This is a genomic window from Lacrimispora sp. 210928-DFI.3.58 (assembly GCF_020554865.1).
In the GTDB taxonomy this organism is placed as follows: Bacteria; Bacillota; Clostridia; order Lachnospirales; family Lachnospiraceae; genus Enterocloster.
Window position 1 is genome coordinate 108204 of sequence record NZ_JAJCIC010000008.1, and the last position, 21655, is coordinate 129858.

Sequence of the window (21655 nt, forward strand, 5' to 3'; positions counted from 1 at the left end):
AATGAATATTTACGATATTTCAAAAGAAGCAAATGTATCTACAGCAACAGTATCACGTGTCCTGAACGGGAATGCGAAGGTAAGCGAGAAGACCCGTACTGCAGTATTGGAGGTAATACGAAGGCACGGCTTTCAGCCAAATGCAATTGCGCGGGGATTGTCCTTAAAATCCATGAATATGGTAGGAATTCTGGCAGCAGACTGCAAGGCGCCGTTCTTAGCCCAGGCGATCCATTATTTGGAGGATTTTCTGCGGGATAGGAATTACAGTACGGTCTTGTGCTGTACGGGCTATAATGTAGAAGATAAGAAAAAACGGATGGAATTTCTGCTTGCGAAAAATGTGGATGCAGTGATACTGGTGGGTTCAGGCTTCGTGGATTGCGACGATTCCCAGAACCAGTATATACGCGATGTGGCAGACAGGATTCCGGTCATACTGATCAATGCCAGTATGTCATATCCAAATATTTACAGCGTTGCCTGTGACGACCGAAAGGCGGTATATGAAGCAACAGAATGGCTCTACAGAACAGGTTCGGAAAATGTATTGTTTATGTATAATCAGAAGTCTTACAGCGGCATCAGAAAGCTCGCCGGGTTTCATGAAGCGGCAAGAACATATGGAAAGGATTGGAATACATACAGCGTATTATGTCCGAACGAGATCACCAATGTACATGAGATAGCAGATTTCATTGACAGCGTTTATGATACAGGACTCAAATTTGATGCGGCTGTGACTGCAGATGACAATTTGGCGGCTGGAATGGTGAAGTTCGGAAAGAGACATTTGATTCCGATACCGGAGAAGCTCCGGGTGATAGGGTTCAACAATTCCTATATTACGGAATATTGCGAACCAGAATTGACTTCGATTGATAACCGCTTAGAGGATTTGTGCAGATTATGCGTAGATGCAATATCTGGCCTTTTGGAACAAAATGTGATTCCGCATAATGAGATGCTTTCTGCAAAGATCATCTTTAGGGGGTCTACTTAAATAAGATATATGAAGCAACAAGTTGGGGCAGGATTCAAAGGAATCCTGCCCTATTATTGGCTTTAATCAGAATATTAGAAATCACATTTCGACAATGCAGCCTCATCTGCCACAAGAGTCACATCATTGTGAAGCTGGAGAATGGAAGCAGGAACATGAGGAGTAACAGGTCCGTAGAGGACATCGCGGAGGATCTGGGCTTTGTCCTCACCGCTTACGATCAGAAGGATCTTCTTTGCCTGCATGATGGTCTTGATTCCCATGGTGTAGGCCTGCTTGGGCACATCGTCAATGGTTGCAAAGAAGCGCTTGTTGGCCTCAATGGTGCTGGGAGTCAAGTCTACGCAGTGAGTTACCTTCTCAAAGGCAGCATCGGGCTCATTGAAACCAATATGACCGTTGTGGCCCAGGCCCAAAAGCTGGAGATCGATTCCTCCCAGATCAGCAATGACCTTGTTGTAGCGGTCGCACTCCTTCTGGCTGTCGGGTTCTGTGCCGTCAGGAATGTTGGTGTTTGCCATGTTGATATTGATGTACTTGAAGAAATTGTTGTACATAAAATAGTAATAGCTCTGGTCGTTGTCCTTTGTGAGGCCCTTGTATTCATCCAGATTTACAGTCCGTACACTGGAGAAATCGAGATCGCCCTTATTGTACCAGTCAATGAGCTGTTTGTAGGTCCCGATAGGAGAGGAACCGGTCGCCAGTCCCAGCACGCAGTCAGGCTTCATGATGACCTGAGCAGAAATGATGTTGGCTGCTTTGCGGCTTAAATCATAGTAATCCTTTGCCTTGTAGATTCTCATAGTAATTGCCACCTTTCTTACATGTGAAATACTGTTTTGGAAAAAATTTTCTTTATTTCTTAAATATAGGATATCATTTTCTTAACATACTTTCAAGGGGTAAATGCATAAAATATTTATAAAAGCAGGAATGAATGTTCAAACACGCTTTTAGCCAGTAAGGGTGCGAGGAGTGAAAGTATGATGAATTATAGGAGATTAATATCCTATATCTATGCCTACGAGGGCGAGGTGAAGGGTAAAAATATCGGCTTTGCAAAGCTCGAATCCAGAAATGGGCAGTGCAAGCTTAGTGTGAATGTGAAAAAGGTGTATATGGGAAGCAGTGACTTAGGCGTCTACCTGCTTGCTCCCGGAAAAGAGATCTATCTGGGAAATATATTCATCCGCGGAGGAGCGGGAGAGTTCCGGGCCTCTGTGGCTGTGGAGAATGCAGCAGATTCCGGCTGCAGCATGGACAGGTGCTATGGGCTTACGATCCACGAAAAAAATGATAGCTGGAGGGCCTACACCACCATATGGGAGGATGCAGTTGCCCATGCAGCCGAGATCGAGCTCGCAGACCTGACTTCTCAGAACAGAGGAGATTCCCAGTCTCAGATACATAAAAAGGTGGAGGAGCTGAACAGGGAGCTTGAGGCTGAGGAGAGACGGGAGGCAGAGCAGGCATCCCGGATGGACATGGCAGCAGAAGAAAATGCAGCAATGGATCAGGAACCTTCGGAGAATAAAGAGCCAGCGCCGGAAATGGGACAGCCAGTCCGAATGGAGGAAAACGAAGAGGCTGGAAGCAGTCGAGGGCGGGACATGATGCCGGAGGCAGTCCGGCAGCCAGAGGAAAATTTGGGCGGCCTGTCAGAGTGGTGGACGCAGATCGGATCAAATGAACAGCTGGAACAGCCGCCGCAGCCAGCCGTCAACGGACAGCTGGAATTGCCGCCGCAGTCCGCGCCCAACGGACAGGAGGAACAGCCGCCCCAGCCAGCCGTCAACAGACAGGAGGAACAGCTGCCGCAGCCAGCCGTCAACGGACAGGAGGAACAGCTGCCGCAGCCAGCTGCCAACGGACAGGAGGAACAGTCCCTGCAGCCAGCTGCCAACGGACAGCAGGAACGGCCCCTGCAGCCAGCTGCCAACGGACAGGAGGAACAACCTCTGCAGTTAGCGCCCAACGAACAGGCGGAACAAACTCTGCAGCCAGCCGCCAACGGACAGCAGGAACAGCCTCTGCAGCCTGCCGCCAACGGACGGGCGGAACAGCCGCCCCAGCCCGCGCCAAACGAGCGCTCGGAGCTGCAGCCGAAACCGGTTCAAACCGAACAGTCCGCCCAAGCTACTCCTCCCACCCTCCACCAGGAGGAGCCGGAGATGATCTTGGGGAATCCCAAGGAGCTTGAGCGTCTGGACTTAGAGGAGAGGCAGAATACGAGCCCCCAGGCCCTGTGGGACAGCTTCCGTAAGCGTTACCCTAAGATCCAGGCCTTTGACAGTCCGGGAAGCTGTGAGATCCTGACGATTAAGCCTCAGGATATCGGTCTTCTCCCACGTGAGACATGGAATTATGGAAACAACAGCTTCCTTCTCCACGGATATTACAATTACAGATACCTGATCCTGGCGCGCGTGGGTGATGAGTCCCGCGGCCGTATCCGGTATATCCTGGGCGTTCCGGGGCATTATTACAGCAATGAAAAATACATGGCATCCATGTTTGGCTTTCCTCATTTTGTGCTGTCAAAAAAGCAGCCGTCACAGGACGGCCGCTTTGGCTACTGGTATACCGATATCCGCATGGAGAACCAGGATACTTAGTGCGCGGCACGCTCTAATAATCGATCCCCCTCAGAGCGGTCTGTCCCACATAGGGGCGGACCAGCTCTGCGAATTCCAGAAGCTCTTCCTTTGTAAAGCTGGAAAATGTTTCCGGAACAAGAACCTGTCCTGATTCTGAAAAATTTTGAAGATAATAATTCCCGCACCCCTTGATCCAGGGTCCTATCTGCCGGAAATCCTCCTTCGTATGAAGCCCCTTTACAGCAGTAGTGCGAAATTCATAGGCCACATTCCCGTTCAGCAAAAATCGGATACTCTTGTTGATCTTTTCCATATCAATGCCCGGAACACCCGCCACCCTTCCATAATTGTCAGGCCCGGCCTTGATATCCATTGCCACAAAATCCAGCAATCCCTTTTCACACAGCATTTTTAAAACCTCCGGCCGGTAGCCGTTGGTATCCAGCTTTACCGCCAGTCCCAATTCTCGTATCTGGCAGATAAAGCTTTCAAGATCCGGCTGAAGTGTCGGTTCCCCTCCTGTAATGCATACGCCCTCCAGGATCCGGCTCCGTTTTCTCAAAAAAGCCAGGATTTCCTCCGGACGATATTCCTCCTGCGTTTCAGCTCCCAGAAGGTCGCTGTTATGGCAGAAAGGGCACCGGAAATTACATCCGCCAGTAAAGATGGTAGCAGCCACTCTGCCTGGAAAATCCAGCAGAGTTGTTTTCTGCAGTCCGCATAATTTCATATCTTTAACCTATACCTTTTTATTTTTAAATCTTTTCGAGCGTTACTATTTTTTATATAATGAGACTATATCACAGAAGACCTACAAAAAAAAGAGGAAACGCAGATGAAAAAGGAACGGAAAATCCAGGCACCCATACTGTCCCAAGAGGAAAAAGGCGAGGCCACCAGAAGAAAACGCTGGGAAATGCGCCAGGAAAAGAAACGTCTGGCTGCTGAAAAAGAAAAAGAACAGGCCCTTGCAAGGCAAAAAGAGGATGAGGCCTTTATGAAGGAGGCAGTAAAGCAGGCAAAAAAGGCAGCTGCTCTGGGTGATGTCCCCATTGGCTGTGTGATCGTCCGGGAAGGCACCGTCATTGCACGGGGCTACAACAGAAGGAATGCGGACAAGAGCGTGCTCTCCCACGCAGAGATCATTTCTATAAGAAAAGCATGTAAAAAGACAGGAGACTGGCGCCTGGAGGACTGCACCATGTATGTTACGCTGGAGCCATGTCCCATGTGCGCCGGAGCCATTGTCCAGGCCCGTATCCCGCGGGTGGTCATTGGATGTATGAATCCAAAGGCAGGCTGCGCAGGCTCTGTGCTGGATATGCTCCATGAGCCGGGCTTTAACCATCAGGTGGAGACTGTCAGCGGAGTGGCAGAGAAAGAATGCTCCGATTTAATGAAAAACTTTTTTCAGGGTCTGCGCCGGCAACATAGGGAGGGATCAGAGGAGGGAGCGTAAAAATTTATCTGCATCCGTATTGATCGCTCTCACCAGCTCCTTTATAATGGGAGACTGCTGGTACGCCTCTGAAGAGTAAAACAGGCAGAGATCTCCATCGGCTTCATTAGCGCACAGCGGGATATAGCTTAAGCTGCCGGTCCTTACGCCCTCATAACGGTGATGAGCCGGTGAAAAGGAAAGGGCGTACACATCCGGGTGTCTTCCTACAGACTCGATCACATTGCCTACGGTGTCCACCTCGATAATATATTTATGGGAGATGGTGTGCGCCAGCCTGGGAAGAAAATTCATAATGGCTGTCTGGGACGGCTCCGCCTTCTGCAGACCATTCAAAATGGAATTTGGAAGCACCAGAAAATAGCCCTTTAGGTCCTGGAAGGAGAGGGCGGTCTTTGCGGCCAGAGGGCTTTCCCTATTGACCAGGCAGCCGTAGCCGCCATGGGCAAGGATCTGGCAGCAGGTACCCTGAGGCTGGGAGGATATCTGCTCCATATGGGGATTGCAGATGCTGAAAATGAGAGAGGGCCTGTGAATATCATTTGTGAGGAATCTTTCCGGGCTGGCATCCGTAAAATAAGTAATATCTACATTGGGGTATTTCTTGCGGAAGCGGAGGATAATGTCGGGGAGAAGAAAGCCGGCCAGGGAAACATGGCTGCAGATGCAGATGTTCTGCACCTCCCTCCCCTTTGAAGCCTCTTTCCAGCCATGATAATATTGTATAATCTGCCTGGCTTCAGGAAGTATTTTTTCACCGGCCTCCGTCAGGATCATTCCCGTCCTGGTACGCTCAAACAGCGGGGTTCCAATGTCCTCTTCCAGGCAGTGGATGGCTTTTGTCAGGCTGGGCTGGGCGATATAGAGCTTTTTGGCGGCTGAAGATATGGAACCGCACTCAGCGACGGCAATAAAATATTCAATGCTGTTTAATTTCATAAGTAGTCTCCTTTCCTTAGACGGAGGCAGCGGACATGTTCTCACGTCCCATAGCTTTTTTTCATGGATACTTGAATTTTATATATTTCACAAAAAATTATCTTTATGATATCATATTTTTAGAAAATAATACAGCAAATAATTATATTAAAAGAAAAGGAGTGTTGGAAATCATGACAAAACGTGAAAGAATGCTGAATGTGTTGGCAAATAAGCCGGTAGATCGTGTGCCGGTTGCATTTTTCCGCCATTTCACCCAGCCAGGGGACTGGAACATGGGCCTTGAACGGGCCGATGCCTTTGAGCGCAACATTGAGGGACATCGGGGTGCCTTAGAAAAATTTAATCCGGATGTGATTAAGGTCATGAATGATACCCTGATGATGATGCCCATGGATGTATCCTTTGTAGAGCACGCATCGGATCTGGCGAAGATACAGCCCATATCAGTGGACTGCGAATATGCCCAGAAGCAAATAGAGCTGACCAGACGTGTGCTGGAGATCTATAAGGGCTGTGACGCTCCTGTCTATGTTACGGCTTTTTCTGCCGCATGGGTACTGCGCAATGCTATGACCATCGGCCTTCCTGTGGCAGGGGCGGATGAGCCTCAGATGAGAATGCTCATGGAGGAGGATCCGGAGGCGGTCGGCGACTGTCTGATGAGGATGAGCGAGGGAATCGCTGCTTTAAACAGGGTCCTGATGACGGAGTGCGGCGCTGACGGCATTTATTTCAGCGTTGCAAACCAGGCGGGATTTTTCCCGAAGGAGTTCCATCAAAAGTATGTGGCTCCAAGTGAGAAATATGTTCTGGCTGAGGCGAAGAAGATCCGCGATATGAATATCGTACATATCTGCGGCTACCACGGACATGGCAATGACTTATCCCTGTATACGGAATACGGTGCTGCCGCCTACAGCGTGGCTGTCAATGCGGAAGGAACGACCATGGCCGATGCAAAGAAGCTGTTCGGCGGAGCTCCGGTGATCGGCGGATTCACACAGGACGGCGTGATCTATAAGGGAACCAGAGAAGAAGTAAAGAAGGCCGTGTGGAATATTCTTGACAATGCAGGGCAGACAGGCGTTGTCATTGGCGCTGACTGTACGGTTCCAAATGACATCGACGACGACCGCTTTAACTGGGTCCGTGATGCGGCTGCGGAATACGCGAAGGAGCATTAGAAGGCAGGAGCAGATAGAAAAAAGTGAGGGGGAATAGCTATGGAGGAAACAAAAATCAGCTTTGCAGAGCGGTTTAAAATCTGGTTCGGGATCGGTGCGCTGATGTTCGGCACCTACTGCGGTGCGAATATGGCATCGGGTGTCTATGCAACGACCTACATGGTTCCGGTAGGCGGAGGCTGGATGTGGCTGTGGCTGGCGATCTTTATTGTGTTTATGGCATTTTTCTGTGCCGTTGCGCTGGATTTTATCCGTGTATATAAGTCGGATAACTACAATTCCTATTACCTGGCTCTTTGGGGAGCTCATAAGCCGGATACGAATCCGGTGTTCAAGCTGATCGTCAGCGTGTTCTTTGATGTGTATACAACGCTTATGGGAGTAGTGACCGTGGCGGCCACCATTGCGCTGACAGCCAATCTGCTCTATTCGCTGCTGGGGATCCCCGTGGGGATCGGAAGCATTGCAACAGTGGTGATGTTTACCCTGCTGTCCATGTATGGAGCGGCCTTCCTGCGCAAGTTCAATACGGTTATGACCATTTCCCTGACCGTCTGTTTGATCGCGGTGTTGATCGCGGTCCTTGGTATCAAAGGAGGGGAGCTGGGCGCCCGTCTCTTTGATTTTGAACAGAAGACAGAATGGACGGGAAGTACGGTCTCCGGACATTTGGGAATGTTCGTATCCTATTGCTTTATTTCTGCAAGCTGGGGCGGTACCCTGAGCAACTATTCCGAAAAGATCCGGACGAAGAAGGACGCCATCTGTGCGGGTATTATGATCGGCGTAATGGTAGCCTCCCTCTTTTTTATGACAGGCCTGATCGTGCTGCCCTTTATGCCGGAAGCCTTCGTGGACGCTCCGATCCTCTATATCTGTCAGAATTATCTGCCAGGCGCTTTGACGGCGATTTACTGGGTAGTGGTAATGTTTTCCGTTGTATCTACGGGCCCAACCTTTATATTTAACACATCCAACCGGTTTGTACGGCTTTGGAAAACAGACAGCGTACCACATCGCGTAAAGCTGTGCGTGATCGCAGTGGTTTTCCTGGTACTCTGCCTGATCTTATCGCGGGTGGGACTGATCGCCATCTGTCAGAAATGGTATACAAAGCTGGGTAATATTGCAATGTTCGCCATCGCTATCCCTATGCTGGTTTCTATTGTCCGCGTACATAAAAAAGATAAAGAAGCACGGTAACCAGGCAGCCGGCATGACAAACATGTAAACGAACAGACTATGACAAATCTCCTTTTTCTGGTATGGTAAAAAGAAAAAGGAGATTTTTTATGCATGTTGTATACAAATATGCCGTGCATGCCCAAAAAGTAATAAATATTGACACAATAGCCATTATGTGGTAAGGTAAAAACGAACAAAAACATGTGAGAGAGCAACGAATGAGAAGCAAAATCCAACGTACATCATTACAATCAGAGATCATCCGTTACATACAGAATTATATAGAGGACAATGGACTTAAGGCAGGCGATAAGCTTCCCTCCCAGGAACAGCTGATCGAGATGATGGGAGTCAGCAGGACTTCTCTCAGAGAGGCGATGAAGACTCTGGAGGCCCGCGGTGTACTGGAGGCCCGGAATGGAAAGGGTATTTACGTAAGTGAAGGAAAGGACAACGCATTCCTGACCCTTTTGGATTTTACCCAGGAGAAGGAGCAGCTGCTGGATGCTTTGGAGGTAAGAAAGCTCTTAGAGCGGGAGATCCTGCGCATGGTGATACACAAAGCCACGGCAGAAGAGATCGATGAGCTGGGCGAGATCACAAAGGTCCTGATGGACAAATACCACCAGGGAGTCCAGCAGACGGCCGAGGATAAAAAGTTTCATTACACCATATACCGCCTGTCCCACAACAAGGTCATGTACCAGCTGATCCTGTCCCTCAGCAGTGTGATGGATAAGTTCTGGGAGTTTCCTCTTAATATGGAGGATCCCTTCCTTGAAAGCCTCCCCCTTCACGAGGAGCTTTACATCGCGATCCGTGAGAAGAAGGTCAAGAAGGCCCAGGCTATCAATGAACGCCTGCTGGATGCCATTTACCGTGATATCCAGAATCAGAGATGAGAAAAATCCCGGTATTGTTTTCAGTCAACCTATCATATAGCATATAGGTGACAAATCCGGAAAAATAGAAAGAGCAGAAAAGAGGATACACTATGTCAGATCAGAGCCAGTATTTAAAGAGCAGCCGCCTGATCGCTGCCCATTACGGAGAAGAATACGAGCACTACTACAATGCGATCGTGCCTCCTGTATTCATGAATTCATTAAATGTATTTGAGACGCTGGATGATTACTATGATTTTGACAGAACGGACAAGCATAAATACTGCTACGGCAGAGTGCAGAATCCCACTGTCCGTATTTTAGAGGATAAGATCGCTGCCCTGGAGCACGGCGTAGGTGCTCTGGCCTTTGCCTCAGGTATGGCGGCTGCAACCACCGCAGTTCTCACGGCCTGCAAGACAGGCAGCCATGTGGTGTGCGTGCGCAATGCCTACGGCCCCCTGAAGACCTTTCTTGAGGGATACTGTAAGGAGCACATGGATGTGGAGACCACCTTTGTGACGGGAGATAGGACAGAGGATTTTGAGGAAAATGTGACGGATAAGACGGACCTGATCGTGCTGGAAAGCCCTTCCTCCCTTGTATTTTCCCTTCAGGATATTGAGGCAGTTTCAAAGATCGCAAAGGCCCACAATGCATTGGTCTACATAGATAACACCTTCTGTACCCCCATATACCAGCAGCCTCTTGATCTGGGCGCAGATATCGTTATGCATACCACCTCCAAATACATCGGAGGACACAGCGATGTGATCGGCGGAATGCTGGCAGTAAAGGACGAGGGCCTTATGAAGAAGCTGACTGCGAACCGCGAACTTCTGGGAGGGATCCCAGGCCCAATGGAGGCATGGCTTATGATACGGGGTCTGCGCACCATGGAGGTCAGGATCGCTGAGCATCAGGCTACAGCTATGGCAGTGGCAGAATTTCTGGAAAAGCATCCGAAGGTGAGAAAGGTCAATTATCCGGGACTTCCCTCCCATCCTCAGTATGAGCTTATGAAGAAGCAGCAGAAGGGGAATACAGGGCTGCTGAGCTTTGAGATCGAAGGCACTACGGAGCAGGCGGCGAAGGTGGCGGAAAGCCTTAAGATATTTAAGATCGGCGTTTCCTGGGGCGGCTTTGAAAGCCTGGTATTCCTGCCTCATATGAGGATCTCCGAGGAGGAGTGCAGAGAGCTGGGAGGCAGCCAGAACATCATACGCATCCATTGCGGATTAGAGGGAAAAGAAGCCCTGATCGCAGATCTGGAAGCAGCCCTTGGGCAGATATAGATCGGAGTTCGCGTTTCCCGTTTGTTGTTACAGAGCGGGGAACGAGGGATATAAAAAACACATTAAGGAGGAGAACACATGAAGAAGAGAAGAATCGCAGCAATGGCACTGGCAGCAGTTATGCTGACAGGATGCGGCGGCGGCGGAACATCTGCTCCCGCAACCACTGCAGCAGCAGGAGGAGAGACAGCAGCAGCACAGGGAGAGGCAGGAGGAGCATCCTCTGACGAGGCCGTTACCATTACGCTGGTAGAATCTCTGACAAGCCCGGAGCGTACCGCTGTTATCCGTGAGATCGCAGACAAGTACCAGGCAGATCATCCGAATGTAACCATCGATATCGTATCACCGCCACTGGAGAATGCAGATGCTAAGATCACCCAGATGCTGATGAACGGAAGCGGCGCTGATATCGTAGAGGTGCGTGATTCCACCATTACCCAGTACGCTACCAACGGCTGGATCGCTGACCTTGGCAAGTACCTTGACGCGTGGGATGAAAAGGACACTCTGACCGATTCCGCAAACGAGGTTATTTATTACTATCAGGATACCGCTTATATGATCCCTTACGGATTCTATCAGAGAGGCCTGTTCTACCGCACAGACTGGTTTGAGGAAAAGGGGCTTGAAAAGCCGGAGACCTGGCAGGATATCTATGACGCAGGTCTTGCTATCACAGATCCTTCCAACAGCCGTTTTGGCTACTCCTTCCGCGGAGGCTCCAGCGGCTACCAGTATGCAGACACCATTTACTGGAGCTGGCTGGGAACAGATAAGCTGGCAAACAACAATGCAGGATATTACTTAAAGGACGGAAATGGTGCAACCATTTTTACCCTGCCTGAGATCAAGGAAGCCCTTCATTTCTACAAAGACCTGTTTAAGAACACCTGCCCGACAGACTCCATTGCATGGGGCTTCTCCGAGATGGTACAGGGCTTTGTGGGCGGAACCACAGCTATGCTGATCCAGGATCCGGAGGTTATCGCAACCTGCTCCGCAGACATGGGTGATGACCAGTGGGCACTTGTTCCATTCCCGAAGGGACCATCCGGCCAGGCAGTATTCCCCAACGGATTCGCAGGCTGGGGCATGACCTCCTTCACCGAGCATCCGGATGAGACTGCAGATTTCCTTCTGTACTTATCCAACTCTGACAATAACACCTACTTTGCAAAGAATTACTCCACCATCCCGATCCACAGCAATGCAGCTGAGAAGGATACCTACTTCTCCGAGGGACGCTTCGCAATGTACATGGATATGGCAGCAGAGCCCGATGTATACCGCCATGCAGCATATCCTCAGATGTATGAGGCATTCGCAACCTACAAGACAGAGGTTGACACCATGTATCAGAAGTACCTGACAGATGAGATCACAGATGACGAGCTGCTGAACTGGCTTGACGAGTTCTGGACTCAGGCATATGCTGACGAGGGACAGAAGTGGTAAGAGAAAAAAGATAAAGCCGGACAGCCAGAAGACATCATCAGGAAAGATTTCAACATACCGGGGCAACGTATTCTGCCCCGGTATCCTGGAATGGAACTTTAAGTAGCGCGCCACCGTACCATGAAAGTCAGGCGGGCGCACTTGGCATACCTGAATTTAGTGCCGCCTTGCGGCGGCGGGACTTTCATAGTAAAGAGGAGGAAATGGAATGAAACAGAAATCGAAACTAAGGATGAGGAGAACGCGGTTTATCTTTCTTATGGTTCTTCCCGCCGTGCTCATTCCAATGATATTCACCTATTACCCCATGGTAAAGGGATCCCTTATGGCGTTCCAGAGCTACAACCTGATGAATGTCAAGAACATCAAATGGATCGGTTTGGATAACTTTAAAAAGCTGTTTTCCCACAGCGCAAGCAATTCTTTTTATACCACCATGTCCAATACCGTCAAATGGGTGGGCATTTCCCTGTTTGTCCAATTTACAGTGGGCTTCGGCATGGCTCTGCTTCTGAAAAAGAAGTTTCGGGGAGCCAGCATTTACCAGGGCCTGATCTTCTTCCCCTGGGCAGTATCCGGCTTTATCATCGGTATCATGTGGCGCTGGATGTTCAACGGTACTTCCGGTGTGATCAATGACATTCTGATGAAAATGCACCTCATAAGCCAGCCTGTGGGATGGCTGGCAGATAAGAGCACAGCTCTTTATTCCTGTATCATAGCAAATATCTGGTACGGGATCCCATTCTTTACGATTATGATCACAGCGGCTCTCCGGGGAGTTTCCGAGGACCTGTATGAGGCCGCAGACGTAGACGGGGCAAGCCCCCTTCAGAAATTTACCAATATTACGGTTCCCTGTATCCGTTTCGTACTGCTCCTCACCGTACTTTTGAGAGTAATATGGATCTTCAACTTCCCGGATCTGATCTACTCCATGACCCAGGGAGGACCTGCCGGCTCATCCAATATCATCACTTCCTATATGATGCAGCTGGTACAGAGTCTTGATTACGGCCTTGCATCAGCCGTAGGCGTGCTGTGCATTCTGTTTTTGATTGCGTTTGCAGCCATCTATCTGGTGGCAACAAAATATACAGAGGAGGAGGCCTAAAACATGACGATCAAAAGTAAAAGAAGATTACTGATATGCTTGAAATACGCCGTGCTGGCTGTCTTTCTCATCCTTGTAATGTTTCCGTTTGTGTGGATGCTTCTGACATCCCTTAAGGGCTCCCAGGGAGAGATTTATGCCTTTCCGGTCAAATACCTGCCTGACCCGCCCTCCGCTGTGAACTATGTGGCAATGCTCTGGAAGGGGAATTTTGGAAAATATATGCTGAACTCCTTCTTTTCCTCCACTGTGGCAGCCACCTGTGCCGTGTTCATAGCCATTCTTGCCAGCTACGTGATCAGCCGGTTCCATTTCCGGTTTAAGAACGTGCTTCTGCTGTTCTTCCTGATCACCCAGATGATCCCTACCTTCATCATGCTGGCGCCCCTTTACCAGCTGCTTGCAAAGGCAAAAATGCTGAACGACTTAAGGAGCCTTGCCCTTCTCTACACCAATATGATGATCCCCTTTTCCGTGGTAACTCTGTGTGGTTTCTTTGACGGAGTTCCAAAGTCTCTGGAGGAGGCTGCCTGGATCGACGGGTGCGGATACCTGCAGGCATTGTTCCGGGTGGTAGTTCCTGTTATCATGCCCGGCATTGCGGCAACCTTTATCTTTGCCTTTATCAATTCATGGAATGAACTGTTCATGGCAGTTATGTTCATTGATGTTGACAAATTTAAGACCATCCCGGTAGGGCTTAACGGCCTTATCTTGAAATACGATATTAAATGGGGTGAAATGGCGGCAGGCACCATCATGTCGCTGATCCCAACCATGTGTTTATTTGCCTTTGCCCAGAAATATATGATTGAAGGCCTGACGGCTGGTTCTGTGAAAGGTTAGAAGAACTGGAGTAACTGTTCAGTAGGTCTGCGCACTTGCTGCGCTGACCGTACGATAACCTGGGCCAGAAGGCAAAAATCCCATCGGCGAAGCCGATTTTAAATGGATTTTTGCTCGTAACTGTGAGGGTACTGAACAGTTACGAACTGGAGATAATAAACGGGGCCGGAGTGATGTGATACCATTCCGCCCCGTTTTTTTACGCAACTTACCCCTTTTCTTCCCGCAGGGGTCTGATTCCGGGAAAATGACATCAAAAGGAGGAGCTTATGAGCATTTTATTTGAATTAGAGCGCATGGAGCGTTTGGTGGAGGACTTAAACGGGCTCAGGCGGCCGGTAAAGCTTCCTGTTACCTCTTACAGGAGAAAGGAGGGGAAGGATCCGGAGGGCACTGTCTGCGACACGGAGGGCTGGGAGGAGTGCTCCATTGAGGAGCCGTGGAAGAAGCTGGAAAGCCACCGCTGGTACAGGACGGTCATTGAGATACCGGATGAGCTGGATGGCCGCCATGTGGAATTTCTCATCACCACAGGCAGGGAAGGGCAGTGGGATGCCACGAACCCACAGATGCTGTTCTATTTAAACGGAAAGATCGTCCAGGGCGTGGATGTAAATCACAGGGAAATCTTCATAAGCAGCTGCGCAAAGGCCGGAGAACGCTACGACATTGCCATACTGGCCTACAGCGGAAGCGAGCCTGGGGACCTGATGATCCGCACAGACCTGGTGGCGGTGGATGACGCAGTAGAGAAGGCGTATTACGATTTTCTGGTGCCCGTGCAGACAGCCAGGCTGTTGAAAAAGCCGGACTATGAAAACTACCGCCGTATTCTTGTGAAAATGGGGCCGGCAGCAGACGCCCTGGATCTCAGGGAGCCCTACTCCGGCAGATTCTACCGCTCCCTGGAGACAGTGGAGGAAATATTAAAAAGGGAATTTTACACCAATGTCAATGCAGACGCTCCGGTGGTAAGCGCCATCGGCCATACCCATATCGACATTGCCTGGCTCTGGACAGTGGAGCAGACAAGGGAAAAGGCTTTGCGCAGCTTTTCCACTGTGCTGGAGCTTATGGACCGCTATCCGGACTATAAATTCATGTCCAGCCAGCCCATCCTCTACCAGTTTGTAAAGGAGCAGGCCCCGGAGCTCTACGCCCGCATCAAGGAGCGGATCAGGGAGGGACGCTGGGAGGCGGACGGAGCCATGTGGCTGGAGCCTGACTGTAATCTTCCGGCAGGGGAATCCCTGGTGCGCCAGATCATAAAGGGGGAGAAATTTTTTCAGGAGGAGTTCGGTGTTTCCAGCAAATGCCTGTGGCTGCCGGATGTATTCGGCTACTCTGCCGCTATTCCCCAGATCCTGAAGAAATGCGGGATCCCCTATTTCCTCACCACGAAGATCGCCTGGAACCAGTTTAACCAGCTTCCCAATGATACCTTCCTGTGGAAGGGCATTGACGGCAGCCGCGTCTTTGTGTTTATGCCCACGGCCTGCGATTTTGATAAGACGCTGGGCCTTAATATTTCCTTCACGGATACGCGCAACACTACCACTTATACGGGCATCATCAATCCCAACATGACACTGGGAACCTTTAAGCGCTTCCAGAACCGCGACCTGACAGAGGACACCCTGATGCTCTTTGGCTTTGGAGACGGCGGCGGCGGCCCCACAAAGGAGATGTTAGAGGAGGCGGAACGCTTAAAATACGGCATGCCGGGTATCCCCAGGCTGGTACAGGAGAATGAAAGAGATTTCCTTGACCGTATCTGCAGCGATATATCAGAAAAGCCTGGTATGCCCGTGTGGGACGGAGAACTGTATTTTGAGTACCACAGGGGTACGCTGACCTCCATGGGAAAGAACAAGAGGAACAACCGAAAAAGCGAAATGCTCTATGAGCAGCTGGAGACCGTTGGAGTCATGTCAGAGATCCTGGGAGGTTCCTACCCGGCCAAGGTGCTGAAAAAGGGCTGGGATGTGATCCTTTTAAACCAGTTCCACGATATTATACCGGGAAGCGCCATTGAGGCTGTGTATGACCAGACGGATAAGGAGTATGGAGAAATTCTGTCAGAGGGAAGAGCAGAGGCCGAGAAACTGGCAGAGAGGATCGGAAGAGCCTTGTGGGGCAGCGAGGCGGAGACCGAGGAAGGCCGGGAAACCATCCAGGATCCAGCCGCCATTTCCATTGCTGTTGTCAACAGCCAGGGCTATAAGCGCAGCGATATCGTAGAGGTAAAAGGGATTTCGGACAGAGGTGTCTGCTGGGCAAAGGATGCCCGGGGCAATCGCAGTCCGGTACAGTACACGGGAGAAGACAGCCTGATCTTCTTTGCAGAGGATATTCCGGCAGCCGGCTGCAAATGGTATGAACTGGTGGGAGAGTCTGCGTTCCCGGCAGGCCGGCCGGACAGCCCCCAAAAACAGTGCATGGGCCAGTGGACAGGCACCTACGAAAATGCCTGGTACTGCGCGGCATTCAACAGCCAGATGGAGCTTACCTCTCTGATCGCAAAGGATGCCGGAAATGAGCTCATAAAAGAGGGCCGCAAAGGCAATGAGCTCATGACCTATGAGGACCGCCCCATGAACTGGGACAACTGGGATGTGGACATGTTCTATCAGAGAAAGCCCTATGGCCCGGATGAGGTCACTGCCCCTGTGTTAAAGGAAGCAGGCCCGGTGCGCACCGTGATCTCCATCAGCCGCCGCTTTGCAGGCTCCACTGTGGATCAGGACATCGTGTTCTACCGTGACCTGCCCCGCATTGACTTTGTAAACCATGCGGACTGGCAGAACCATCACCTGCTTTTGCGGGTGAATTTCCCGGTGGACATCAATGCCTCCAAAGCCTCCTATGAGATCCAGTTCGGAAACGTAGAGCGGGAGACCACCAGGAACCACAGCTGGGACACCGCCAAATTTGAGGTATGTGCCCACAAGTGGGCCGATCTCTCCGAAAACGGCCAGGGCGTAAGCCTGCTCAACGACTGCAAATACGGACACAGCATCAAGGACGGTGAGTTGGGCCTGACACTGATCAAATCAGGCACCTATCCCAACACCAACGCAGACATTGGACATCATGAGTTTACCTATTCTATATACCCCCACAAGGGAAGATGGCAGGAGGCCAGGACAGTGGAGATGGCCTATGACCTGAACTCACCCTTGCTGGCCGCAGTTCTGCCATCCGGCTCTTCTGCCGGAAACGCCTGGTCCTACGGCCTCCTTACCATCCGCCAGCCCAACTGCTTCCTGGAGATGATAAAGAAGGCAGAGGACGGCAATGGCTACATCCTGCGCATTTACGAGAACAGCAATACCAGGACAAGGATGGAGGTGGATCTGGGCTTTGAGGTATCCGGGGTGGAAGAATGCGACTTATTAGAGCGTCCCATACGCAGCCTGCCTATCCATACAATGCCATGCCCAGGCTTCACAGACAACATAAAGCCTTATGAGATCAAGACCTACCGGCTCATCACAAAAGGCAAAGGGGAGATTAGCTGATGAAAGAAGAGAGAACATGGTGGAAGGAAAGCGTTGTATATCAGATCTACCCCAGAAGCTTTCAGGACAGCAACGGTGACGGTATCGGAGACTTAAACGGCATCCGCCGGCGTTTAGACTATTTAAAAGATCTGGGGGTGGATGTGATCTGGCTTTCCCCTGTCTACCAGTCGCCCAATGACGACAATGGCTACGATATCAGCGACTATCAGGCTATTATGGAGGAATTTGGAACCATGGAGGACTTTGACGCCCTCCTGTCAGAGATCCATCAAAAGGGCATGAAGCTGGTAATGGATCTGGTGGTAAACCACACCTCTGACGAGCACCCATGGTTTCAGGAAAGCCGCTTAGGCAGGGAGAATCCCTACAGAGATTACTATATATGGAAGGAACCGGTAAATGGGGGCCCACCGAATAACTGGGCCTCCCGCTTCCGCGGTCCTGCCTGGGAGTACGATGACAGCACCGGCATGTACTACCTTCACATCTACTCCAAAAAACAGCCGGATCTCAACTGGGAGAATCCGAAGCTCCGCCGGGAGATCTATGACATGATGGCCTGGTGGGGGAGAAAAGGGATCGATGGCTTCCGCATGGATGTCATTTCCATGCTCTCTAAGGCGCCCGCCTACCCGGATGGAGAGTGCAAGGACGGCAATCCATACGGGGACGGCCAGCCCTATTACACCAATGGTCCCAGGATCCATGAATTTTTAAAGGAAATGAACAGGGAGGTCCTGTCAAAATTTGACTGGATGACAGTGGGAGAAGGAGTAGGCGTTGGGACAAAGGAAGCTCTGGAATATGCCGGCTTTCAGTCCCATGAGCTTAACATGATGTTCCACTTTGAGCACATGGAGCTGAATCCGGGCCCCTATGGAAAATGGAACAACAACCCGGCAGATCTGATCCAGCTGAAAGAAGTCTTAAGCCGCTGGCAGACAGAGCTTGAGGGGCGGGCATGGAACAGCCTGTTCTGGGAAAATCACGACTATCCCAGAGCCGTATCCCGATTTGGAAATGACAGCCCGCAGTACAGGGAGCTGTCCGCAAAAATGCTGGCAGTCTGTCTCTATATGATGAAGGGAACGCCCTACATCTACCAGGGCCAGGAGCTGGGGATGACCAACCTCCATACAGACAGCCTGGAGGATTTCCGGGATATTGAGATCCACAATGTATACAGGGAAATGGTGGGAGGCGGCAGGCTTTCCCATGAGGAGATGATGACCTACATCAACCACACCGGAAGAGACAATGCCCGCACGCCCATGCAGTGGGATGACAGTGCAAACGGAGGCTTTTCCGATGGCGATCCCTGGATAAAGGCAAATCCCAATTACAGGGAGATCAACGCCGCAGAACAGATGGAACGGGACACCTCTGTTTACGCCTTTTATAAAAAGCTTCTGGCTATGCGCCGTTCCTCTGAGCTGATCCAGTATGGAACCTACCGCCTCCTTCTGCCGGAGAGTCCCAGCCTTTTTCTATATGAGAGAGAATGGGAAGGCCGCCATATGCTGGTAGCCTGCAATTTTACAGCAGAGGAACAGAAGGTAACGATTTCCGGTATCTGGAAATATAAAGGGAAGCTTGTTTTGGATAATTATGGGGAGATTGGTCAGGACTGGGACAGAGAGCCTGAAGGCCCTGCCAGCCTGCCCGGTAGCCTGCGCCCATACGAAGCTGCTGTCTGGCTGGAGGATCAATAGCTCAGAGCCCTTTTGGCCGCTTTGGCTATGAGAACTATCCTGCAAAATTTCGCCAGAAAAGAATATGCCAGTACATTGCACAGCATAGGAGGAGAATACATTGGGAATTATCGTACATGAACACTCCGGCGTGTTTCACCTGCAAAACAGGGAACTCAGCTATATCATAAAGATCATGCCAAATGGTCAGCCGGGTCAGCTCTACTTTGGCTCCGCCATCCGTGACAGAGAGGACTATCCTCATCTTTTGGAGCGGGGGCACCGTGATATGGCTCCCTGCACCTTTGACGGGGATACAACCTTTTCCCTGGAGCATTTAAAGCAGGAATATCCTTCCTTTGGCTCCGGTGACATGCGCTATCCGGCCTACGAGCTGGAGCGGGAAAATGGAAGCCGCATTACTTATTTTAAATATAAAAGCCACAGCGTGTACAAAGGAAAGCCGGCCCTGAAAGACCTGCCTGCCGTCTATACGGAATCAGAGGAGGAGGCATCTACCCTGGAGCTTCATCTGGAGGATGAGGTGATCCATACAGAGCTGATCCTGCGCTACACGCTGTTTGAGGAGCTTCCTGTTATTACCCGCAGCGCAGCCTTCCTGCATCACGGAACAGAAGCGCTCCGCCTTACCAGGGCTATGAGCCTAAACCTGGATCTGCCTGACAGCCGCTACGACATGGTGGATCTGGCAGGGGCATCCCTTAGGGAGCGCTATGTGGACATCCACAAGCTCCACCAGGGTGTCCAGAGCATCCACAGCATGAGAGGCCACAGCAGCCACCAATACAATCCCTTTATCGCTCTGAAAAGGGAGAACACAGACGAGCATACCGGGGAGGTCATAGGGATCAGCCTTGTGTACAGCGGCAATTTCCTGGCTCAGGCAGAGGCCGATACCATGGGAACGGTCCGCGTCATGGCAGGCATCCATCCTCAGGGCTTCTCATGGCCCCTGAAGGCTGGGGAAAGCTTCCAGACCCCGGAGGCCGTCATGGTCTACTCCGCCAAAGGCCTTAACTATATGAGCCAGGTCTACCACAAGCTCTACCGCACCCGCCTTGCAAGAGGCCGGTGGCGTGACAGGGAGCGTCCCATCCTCATCAACAACTGGGAAGCTACCTATATGGACTTTGACGAGGAGAAGATCCTGGCTATCGCGAAAAAGGCTCATGACCTGGGGATCGAGCTCTTTGTTCTGGATGACGGCTGGTTTGGAAAACGGGATGACGATACCTCCTCCCTGGGAGACTGGTATCCAAATCTGGAAAAGCTCCCGGAGGGCATCAAGGGGATATCAGAGAAGATAGCAGATATGGGGATGCAGTTCGGCCTGTGGTTTGAGCCGGAGATGGTAAGCCGCCGCAGCGAGCTCTGCAAGGCCCGCCCGGACTGGATCCTTGGGAGCACCGACAGGCCTCTTTGCTGCGGCCGGCACCAGTATGTTCTGGATTTTTCAAAGGAGGAGGTAGTCGATTACATTGGAAGCCGCATGGAGGAGATCATAAAAAACAGCCGTATTTCCTACATTAAATGGGATATGAACCGCAGCATCTCCGACTTGTTTTCCGCCGGAAGGGACAGGGAGTACCAGGGAACCGTCTATCATCGCCAGATCCTGGGCGTATACAAGCTCTATGAACGGCTGACCCAGGCCTTCCCCCATATCCTCTTTGAATCCTGCGCCAGCGGCGGCGGACGCTTTGACCCCGGCATGCTCTATTACGCTCCCCAGGCTTGGGCCTCTGACGACACAGATGGGGCAGAGCGTGTAAAGATCCAGTACGGAACCTCCTATGTCTACCCCCTAAGCTCCATCGGCAGCCACGTATCCGCCATTCCCAACCACCAGACCTTCCGTAAGGTCCCACTCTTTTCCAGAGCTGCGGCCGCATATTTCGGCACCTTTGGCTATGAGCTGGATCTGAATCTTCTGACAGAAAAAGAGCAGCAGGAGGTAAGAGAACAGGTCCGCTTTATGAAAGCGCAGCGCTGTTTCCTGCACAGCGGCACATTCTACCGCCTGGAAAGCCCCTTTGAGGGAAATGAAGCTGCCTGGCTCGTGGCATCCACAGACGGCAGAAAAGCCATTGCCGCCTATTTCCGCTTCCTGCAGCCAGTCAACATCGGCTATAGCCGCTTAAAGCTGGCAGGCCTTGATCCTGATCTGGAATACCGCATCACAGAGTACGGCAGTCCGGATGCCGGCGGGCCTGCATCTGGACTGGGGCCAGAAGTCCGATCGGAAGCTGTAGGGTGCGAAAACGCCCGGCTGTGCCCCTACACCGCCTATGGCGATGAGCTCATGAGCATCGGCCTCATCCTGTCAGACTACGCAAACGGCGTCCGCACCTCCCCTGTCCCCCAGGGCGATTTTCAGGCCCGCCTGTTTCTGCTGGAGGCCCTGTAAAAAACCTGCGAAAGCCCTGTGAAACGGTCGTCTGTCAATATC

General features: G+C 51.1%; 16 protein-coding genes. 13 read left to right on the plus strand and 3 right to left on the minus strand.

The genetic code is table 11. The annotated features are described in order from the left end of the window. The first annotated feature begins 1 nt into the window (after window position 1). Entirely contained in the window at window positions 2-1003 is a 1002-nt protein-coding gene (locus LIZ87_RS07350; protein WP_178315742.1) for a LacI family DNA-binding transcriptional regulator, read from the plus strand. A gap of 74 nt (window positions 1004-1077) precedes the next feature. On the opposite strand, the gene nagB is transcribed toward LIZ87_RS07350, so the two are convergent. Next, the gene (nagB, locus tag LIZ87_RS07355) at window positions 1078-1809 is read right to left on the minus strand and encodes a glucosamine-6-phosphate deaminase (RefSeq protein WP_178315745.1); all 732 of its coding nucleotides are present in this window, start codon (window positions 1807-1809) and stop codon (window positions 1078-1080) included. A 180-nt stretch (window positions 1810-1989) separates the two neighbouring features. Between nagB and LIZ87_RS07360 the strand changes: the two genes are divergently transcribed. Beyond that, window positions 1990-3621, plus strand: coding sequence for a DUF6128 domain-containing protein (locus tag LIZ87_RS07360; RefSeq protein WP_227146060.1), 1632 nt, complete (start codon window positions 1990-1992; stop codon window positions 3619-3621). 13 nt (window positions 3622-3634) lie between these two features. Here LIZ87_RS07360 and LIZ87_RS07365 read toward each other — a convergent pair whose 3' ends face one another. Further along, window positions 3635-4333 carry an anaerobic ribonucleoside-triphosphate reductase activating protein gene (locus tag LIZ87_RS07365; protein ID WP_178316152.1) on the minus strand — a complete coding sequence of 233 codons (699 nt, stop codon included), beginning with the start codon at window positions 4331-4333 and terminating at the stop codon, window positions 3635-3637. 105 nt (window positions 4334-4438) lie between these two features. Between LIZ87_RS07365 and tadA the strand changes: the two genes are divergently transcribed. Then, window positions 4439-5062: a tRNA adenosine(34) deaminase TadA gene (tadA, locus tag LIZ87_RS07370; RefSeq protein ID WP_178316153.1), complete on the plus strand. Its 624-nt coding sequence runs from the start codon at window positions 4439-4441 to the stop codon at window positions 5060-5062. Here tadA and LIZ87_RS07375 read toward each other — a convergent pair. Beyond that, the gene (locus tag LIZ87_RS07375; protein ID WP_227146063.1) at window positions 5045-6001 is read right to left on the minus strand and encodes a LysR family transcriptional regulator; all 957 of its coding nucleotides are present in this window, start codon (window positions 5999-6001) and stop codon (window positions 5045-5047) included. The two genes, tadA and LIZ87_RS07375, sit on opposite strands and share 18 nt — an antisense overlap. 173 nt (window positions 6002-6174) lie before the next feature. Here LIZ87_RS07375 and LIZ87_RS07380 point away from each other — a divergent pair, with 173 nt between their 5' ends. From LIZ87_RS07380 to LIZ87_RS07425, 10 genes are all read left to right on the plus strand, one after another. Further along, window positions 6175-7188: a uroporphyrinogen decarboxylase family protein gene (locus tag LIZ87_RS07380; RefSeq protein WP_227146067.1), complete on the plus strand. Its 1014-nt coding sequence runs from the start codon at window positions 6175-6177 to the stop codon at window positions 7186-7188. A 39-nt stretch (window positions 7189-7227) separates the two neighbouring features. Then, the gene (locus LIZ87_RS07385) at window positions 7228-8391 is read left to right on the plus strand and encodes a hypothetical protein (RefSeq protein ID WP_178315168.1); all 1164 of its coding nucleotides are present in this window, start codon (window positions 7228-7230) and stop codon (window positions 8389-8391) included. 200 nt (window positions 8392-8591) lie between these two features. Continuing rightward, window positions 8592-9275 (plus strand): FadR/GntR family transcriptional regulator, encoded by a 684-nt coding sequence (locus LIZ87_RS07390; protein ID WP_227146069.1) that lies wholly within the window; start codon window positions 8592-8594, stop codon window positions 9273-9275. A 92-nt stretch (window positions 9276-9367) separates the two neighbouring features. Further along, window positions 9368-10552, plus strand: coding sequence for a trans-sulfuration enzyme family protein (locus tag LIZ87_RS07395; protein WP_227146072.1), 1185 nt, complete (start codon window positions 9368-9370; stop codon window positions 10550-10552). 78 nt (window positions 10553-10630) lie between these two features. Then, window positions 10631-12010, plus strand: coding sequence for an ABC transporter substrate-binding protein (locus tag LIZ87_RS07400; RefSeq protein ID WP_178315221.1), 1380 nt, complete (start codon window positions 10631-10633; stop codon window positions 12008-12010). A gap of 208 nt (window positions 12011-12218) precedes the next feature. After that, window positions 12219-13124 (plus strand): carbohydrate ABC transporter permease, encoded by a 906-nt coding sequence (locus LIZ87_RS07405; protein WP_178315219.1) that lies wholly within the window; start codon window positions 12219-12221, stop codon window positions 13122-13124. Window positions 13125-13127: 3 nt separating this feature from the next. Continuing rightward, complete coding sequence (locus LIZ87_RS07410) at window positions 13128-13970, plus strand: carbohydrate ABC transporter permease (RefSeq protein ID WP_178315217.1); 843 nt, start codon at window positions 13128-13130, stop codon at window positions 13968-13970. Window positions 13971-14239: 269 nt separating this feature from the next. Beyond that, a complete protein-coding gene (locus LIZ87_RS07415) occupies window positions 14240-17491 on the plus strand; it encodes an alpha-mannosidase (RefSeq protein ID WP_227146075.1) in 3252 nt (1083 codons plus the stop codon). Further along, window positions 17491-19206, plus strand: a complete 1716-nt coding sequence (locus tag LIZ87_RS07420) for a glycoside hydrolase family 13 protein (RefSeq protein ID WP_227146078.1) — start codon at window positions 17491-17493, stop codon at window positions 19204-19206. Before LIZ87_RS07415 ends, LIZ87_RS07420 begins: the two co-directional genes overlap by 1 nt. A gap of 100 nt (window positions 19207-19306) precedes the next feature. Beyond that, on the plus strand, window positions 19307-21613 hold the full coding sequence (locus tag LIZ87_RS07425) for an alpha-galactosidase (protein WP_227146080.1): 2307 nt from the start codon (window positions 19307-19309) through the stop codon (window positions 21611-21613). Window positions 21614-21655: the final 42 nt, after the last annotated feature.

Bases quoted from the DNA above. Each gene is read 5' to 3' on its own strand.
- LIZ87_RS07350 (WP_178315742.1), top strand. From the start codon at position 2: ATGAATATTTACGATATTTCAAAAGAAGCAAATGTATCTACAGCAACA.
- nagB (WP_178315745.1), bottom strand. From the start codon at position 1,809: ATGAGAATCTACAAGGCAAAGGATTACTATGATTTAAGCCGCAAAGCA.
- LIZ87_RS07360 (WP_227146060.1), top strand. From the start codon at position 1,990: ATGATGAATTATAGGAGATTAATATCCTATATCTATGCCTACGAGGGC.
- LIZ87_RS07365 (WP_178316152.1), bottom strand. From the start codon at position 4,333: ATGAAATTATGCGGACTGCAGAAAACAACTCTGCTGGATTTTCCAGGC.
- tadA (WP_178316153.1), top strand. From the start codon at position 4,439: ATGAAAAAGGAACGGAAAATCCAGGCACCCATACTGTCCCAAGAGGAA.
- LIZ87_RS07375 (WP_227146063.1), bottom strand. From the start codon at position 6,001: ATGAAATTAAACAGCATTGAATATTTTATTGCCGTCGCTGAGTGCGGT.
- LIZ87_RS07380 (WP_227146067.1), top strand. From the start codon at position 6,175: ATGACAAAACGTGAAAGAATGCTGAATGTGTTGGCAAATAAGCCGGTA.
- LIZ87_RS07385 (WP_178315168.1), top strand. From the start codon at position 7,228: ATGGAGGAAACAAAAATCAGCTTTGCAGAGCGGTTTAAAATCTGGTTC.
- LIZ87_RS07390 (WP_227146069.1), top strand. From the start codon at position 8,592: ATGAGAAGCAAAATCCAACGTACATCATTACAATCAGAGATCATCCGT.
- LIZ87_RS07395 (WP_227146072.1), top strand. From the start codon at position 9,368: ATGTCAGATCAGAGCCAGTATTTAAAGAGCAGCCGCCTGATCGCTGCC.
- LIZ87_RS07400 (WP_178315221.1), top strand. From the start codon at position 10,631: ATGAAGAAGAGAAGAATCGCAGCAATGGCACTGGCAGCAGTTATGCTG.
- LIZ87_RS07405 (WP_178315219.1), top strand. From the start codon at position 12,219: ATGAAACAGAAATCGAAACTAAGGATGAGGAGAACGCGGTTTATCTTT.
- LIZ87_RS07410 (WP_178315217.1), top strand. From the start codon at position 13,128: ATGACGATCAAAAGTAAAAGAAGATTACTGATATGCTTGAAATACGCC.
- LIZ87_RS07415 (WP_227146075.1), top strand. From the start codon at position 14,240: ATGAGCATTTTATTTGAATTAGAGCGCATGGAGCGTTTGGTGGAGGAC.
- LIZ87_RS07420 (WP_227146078.1), top strand. From the start codon at position 17,491: ATGAAAGAAGAGAGAACATGGTGGAAGGAAAGCGTTGTATATCAGATC.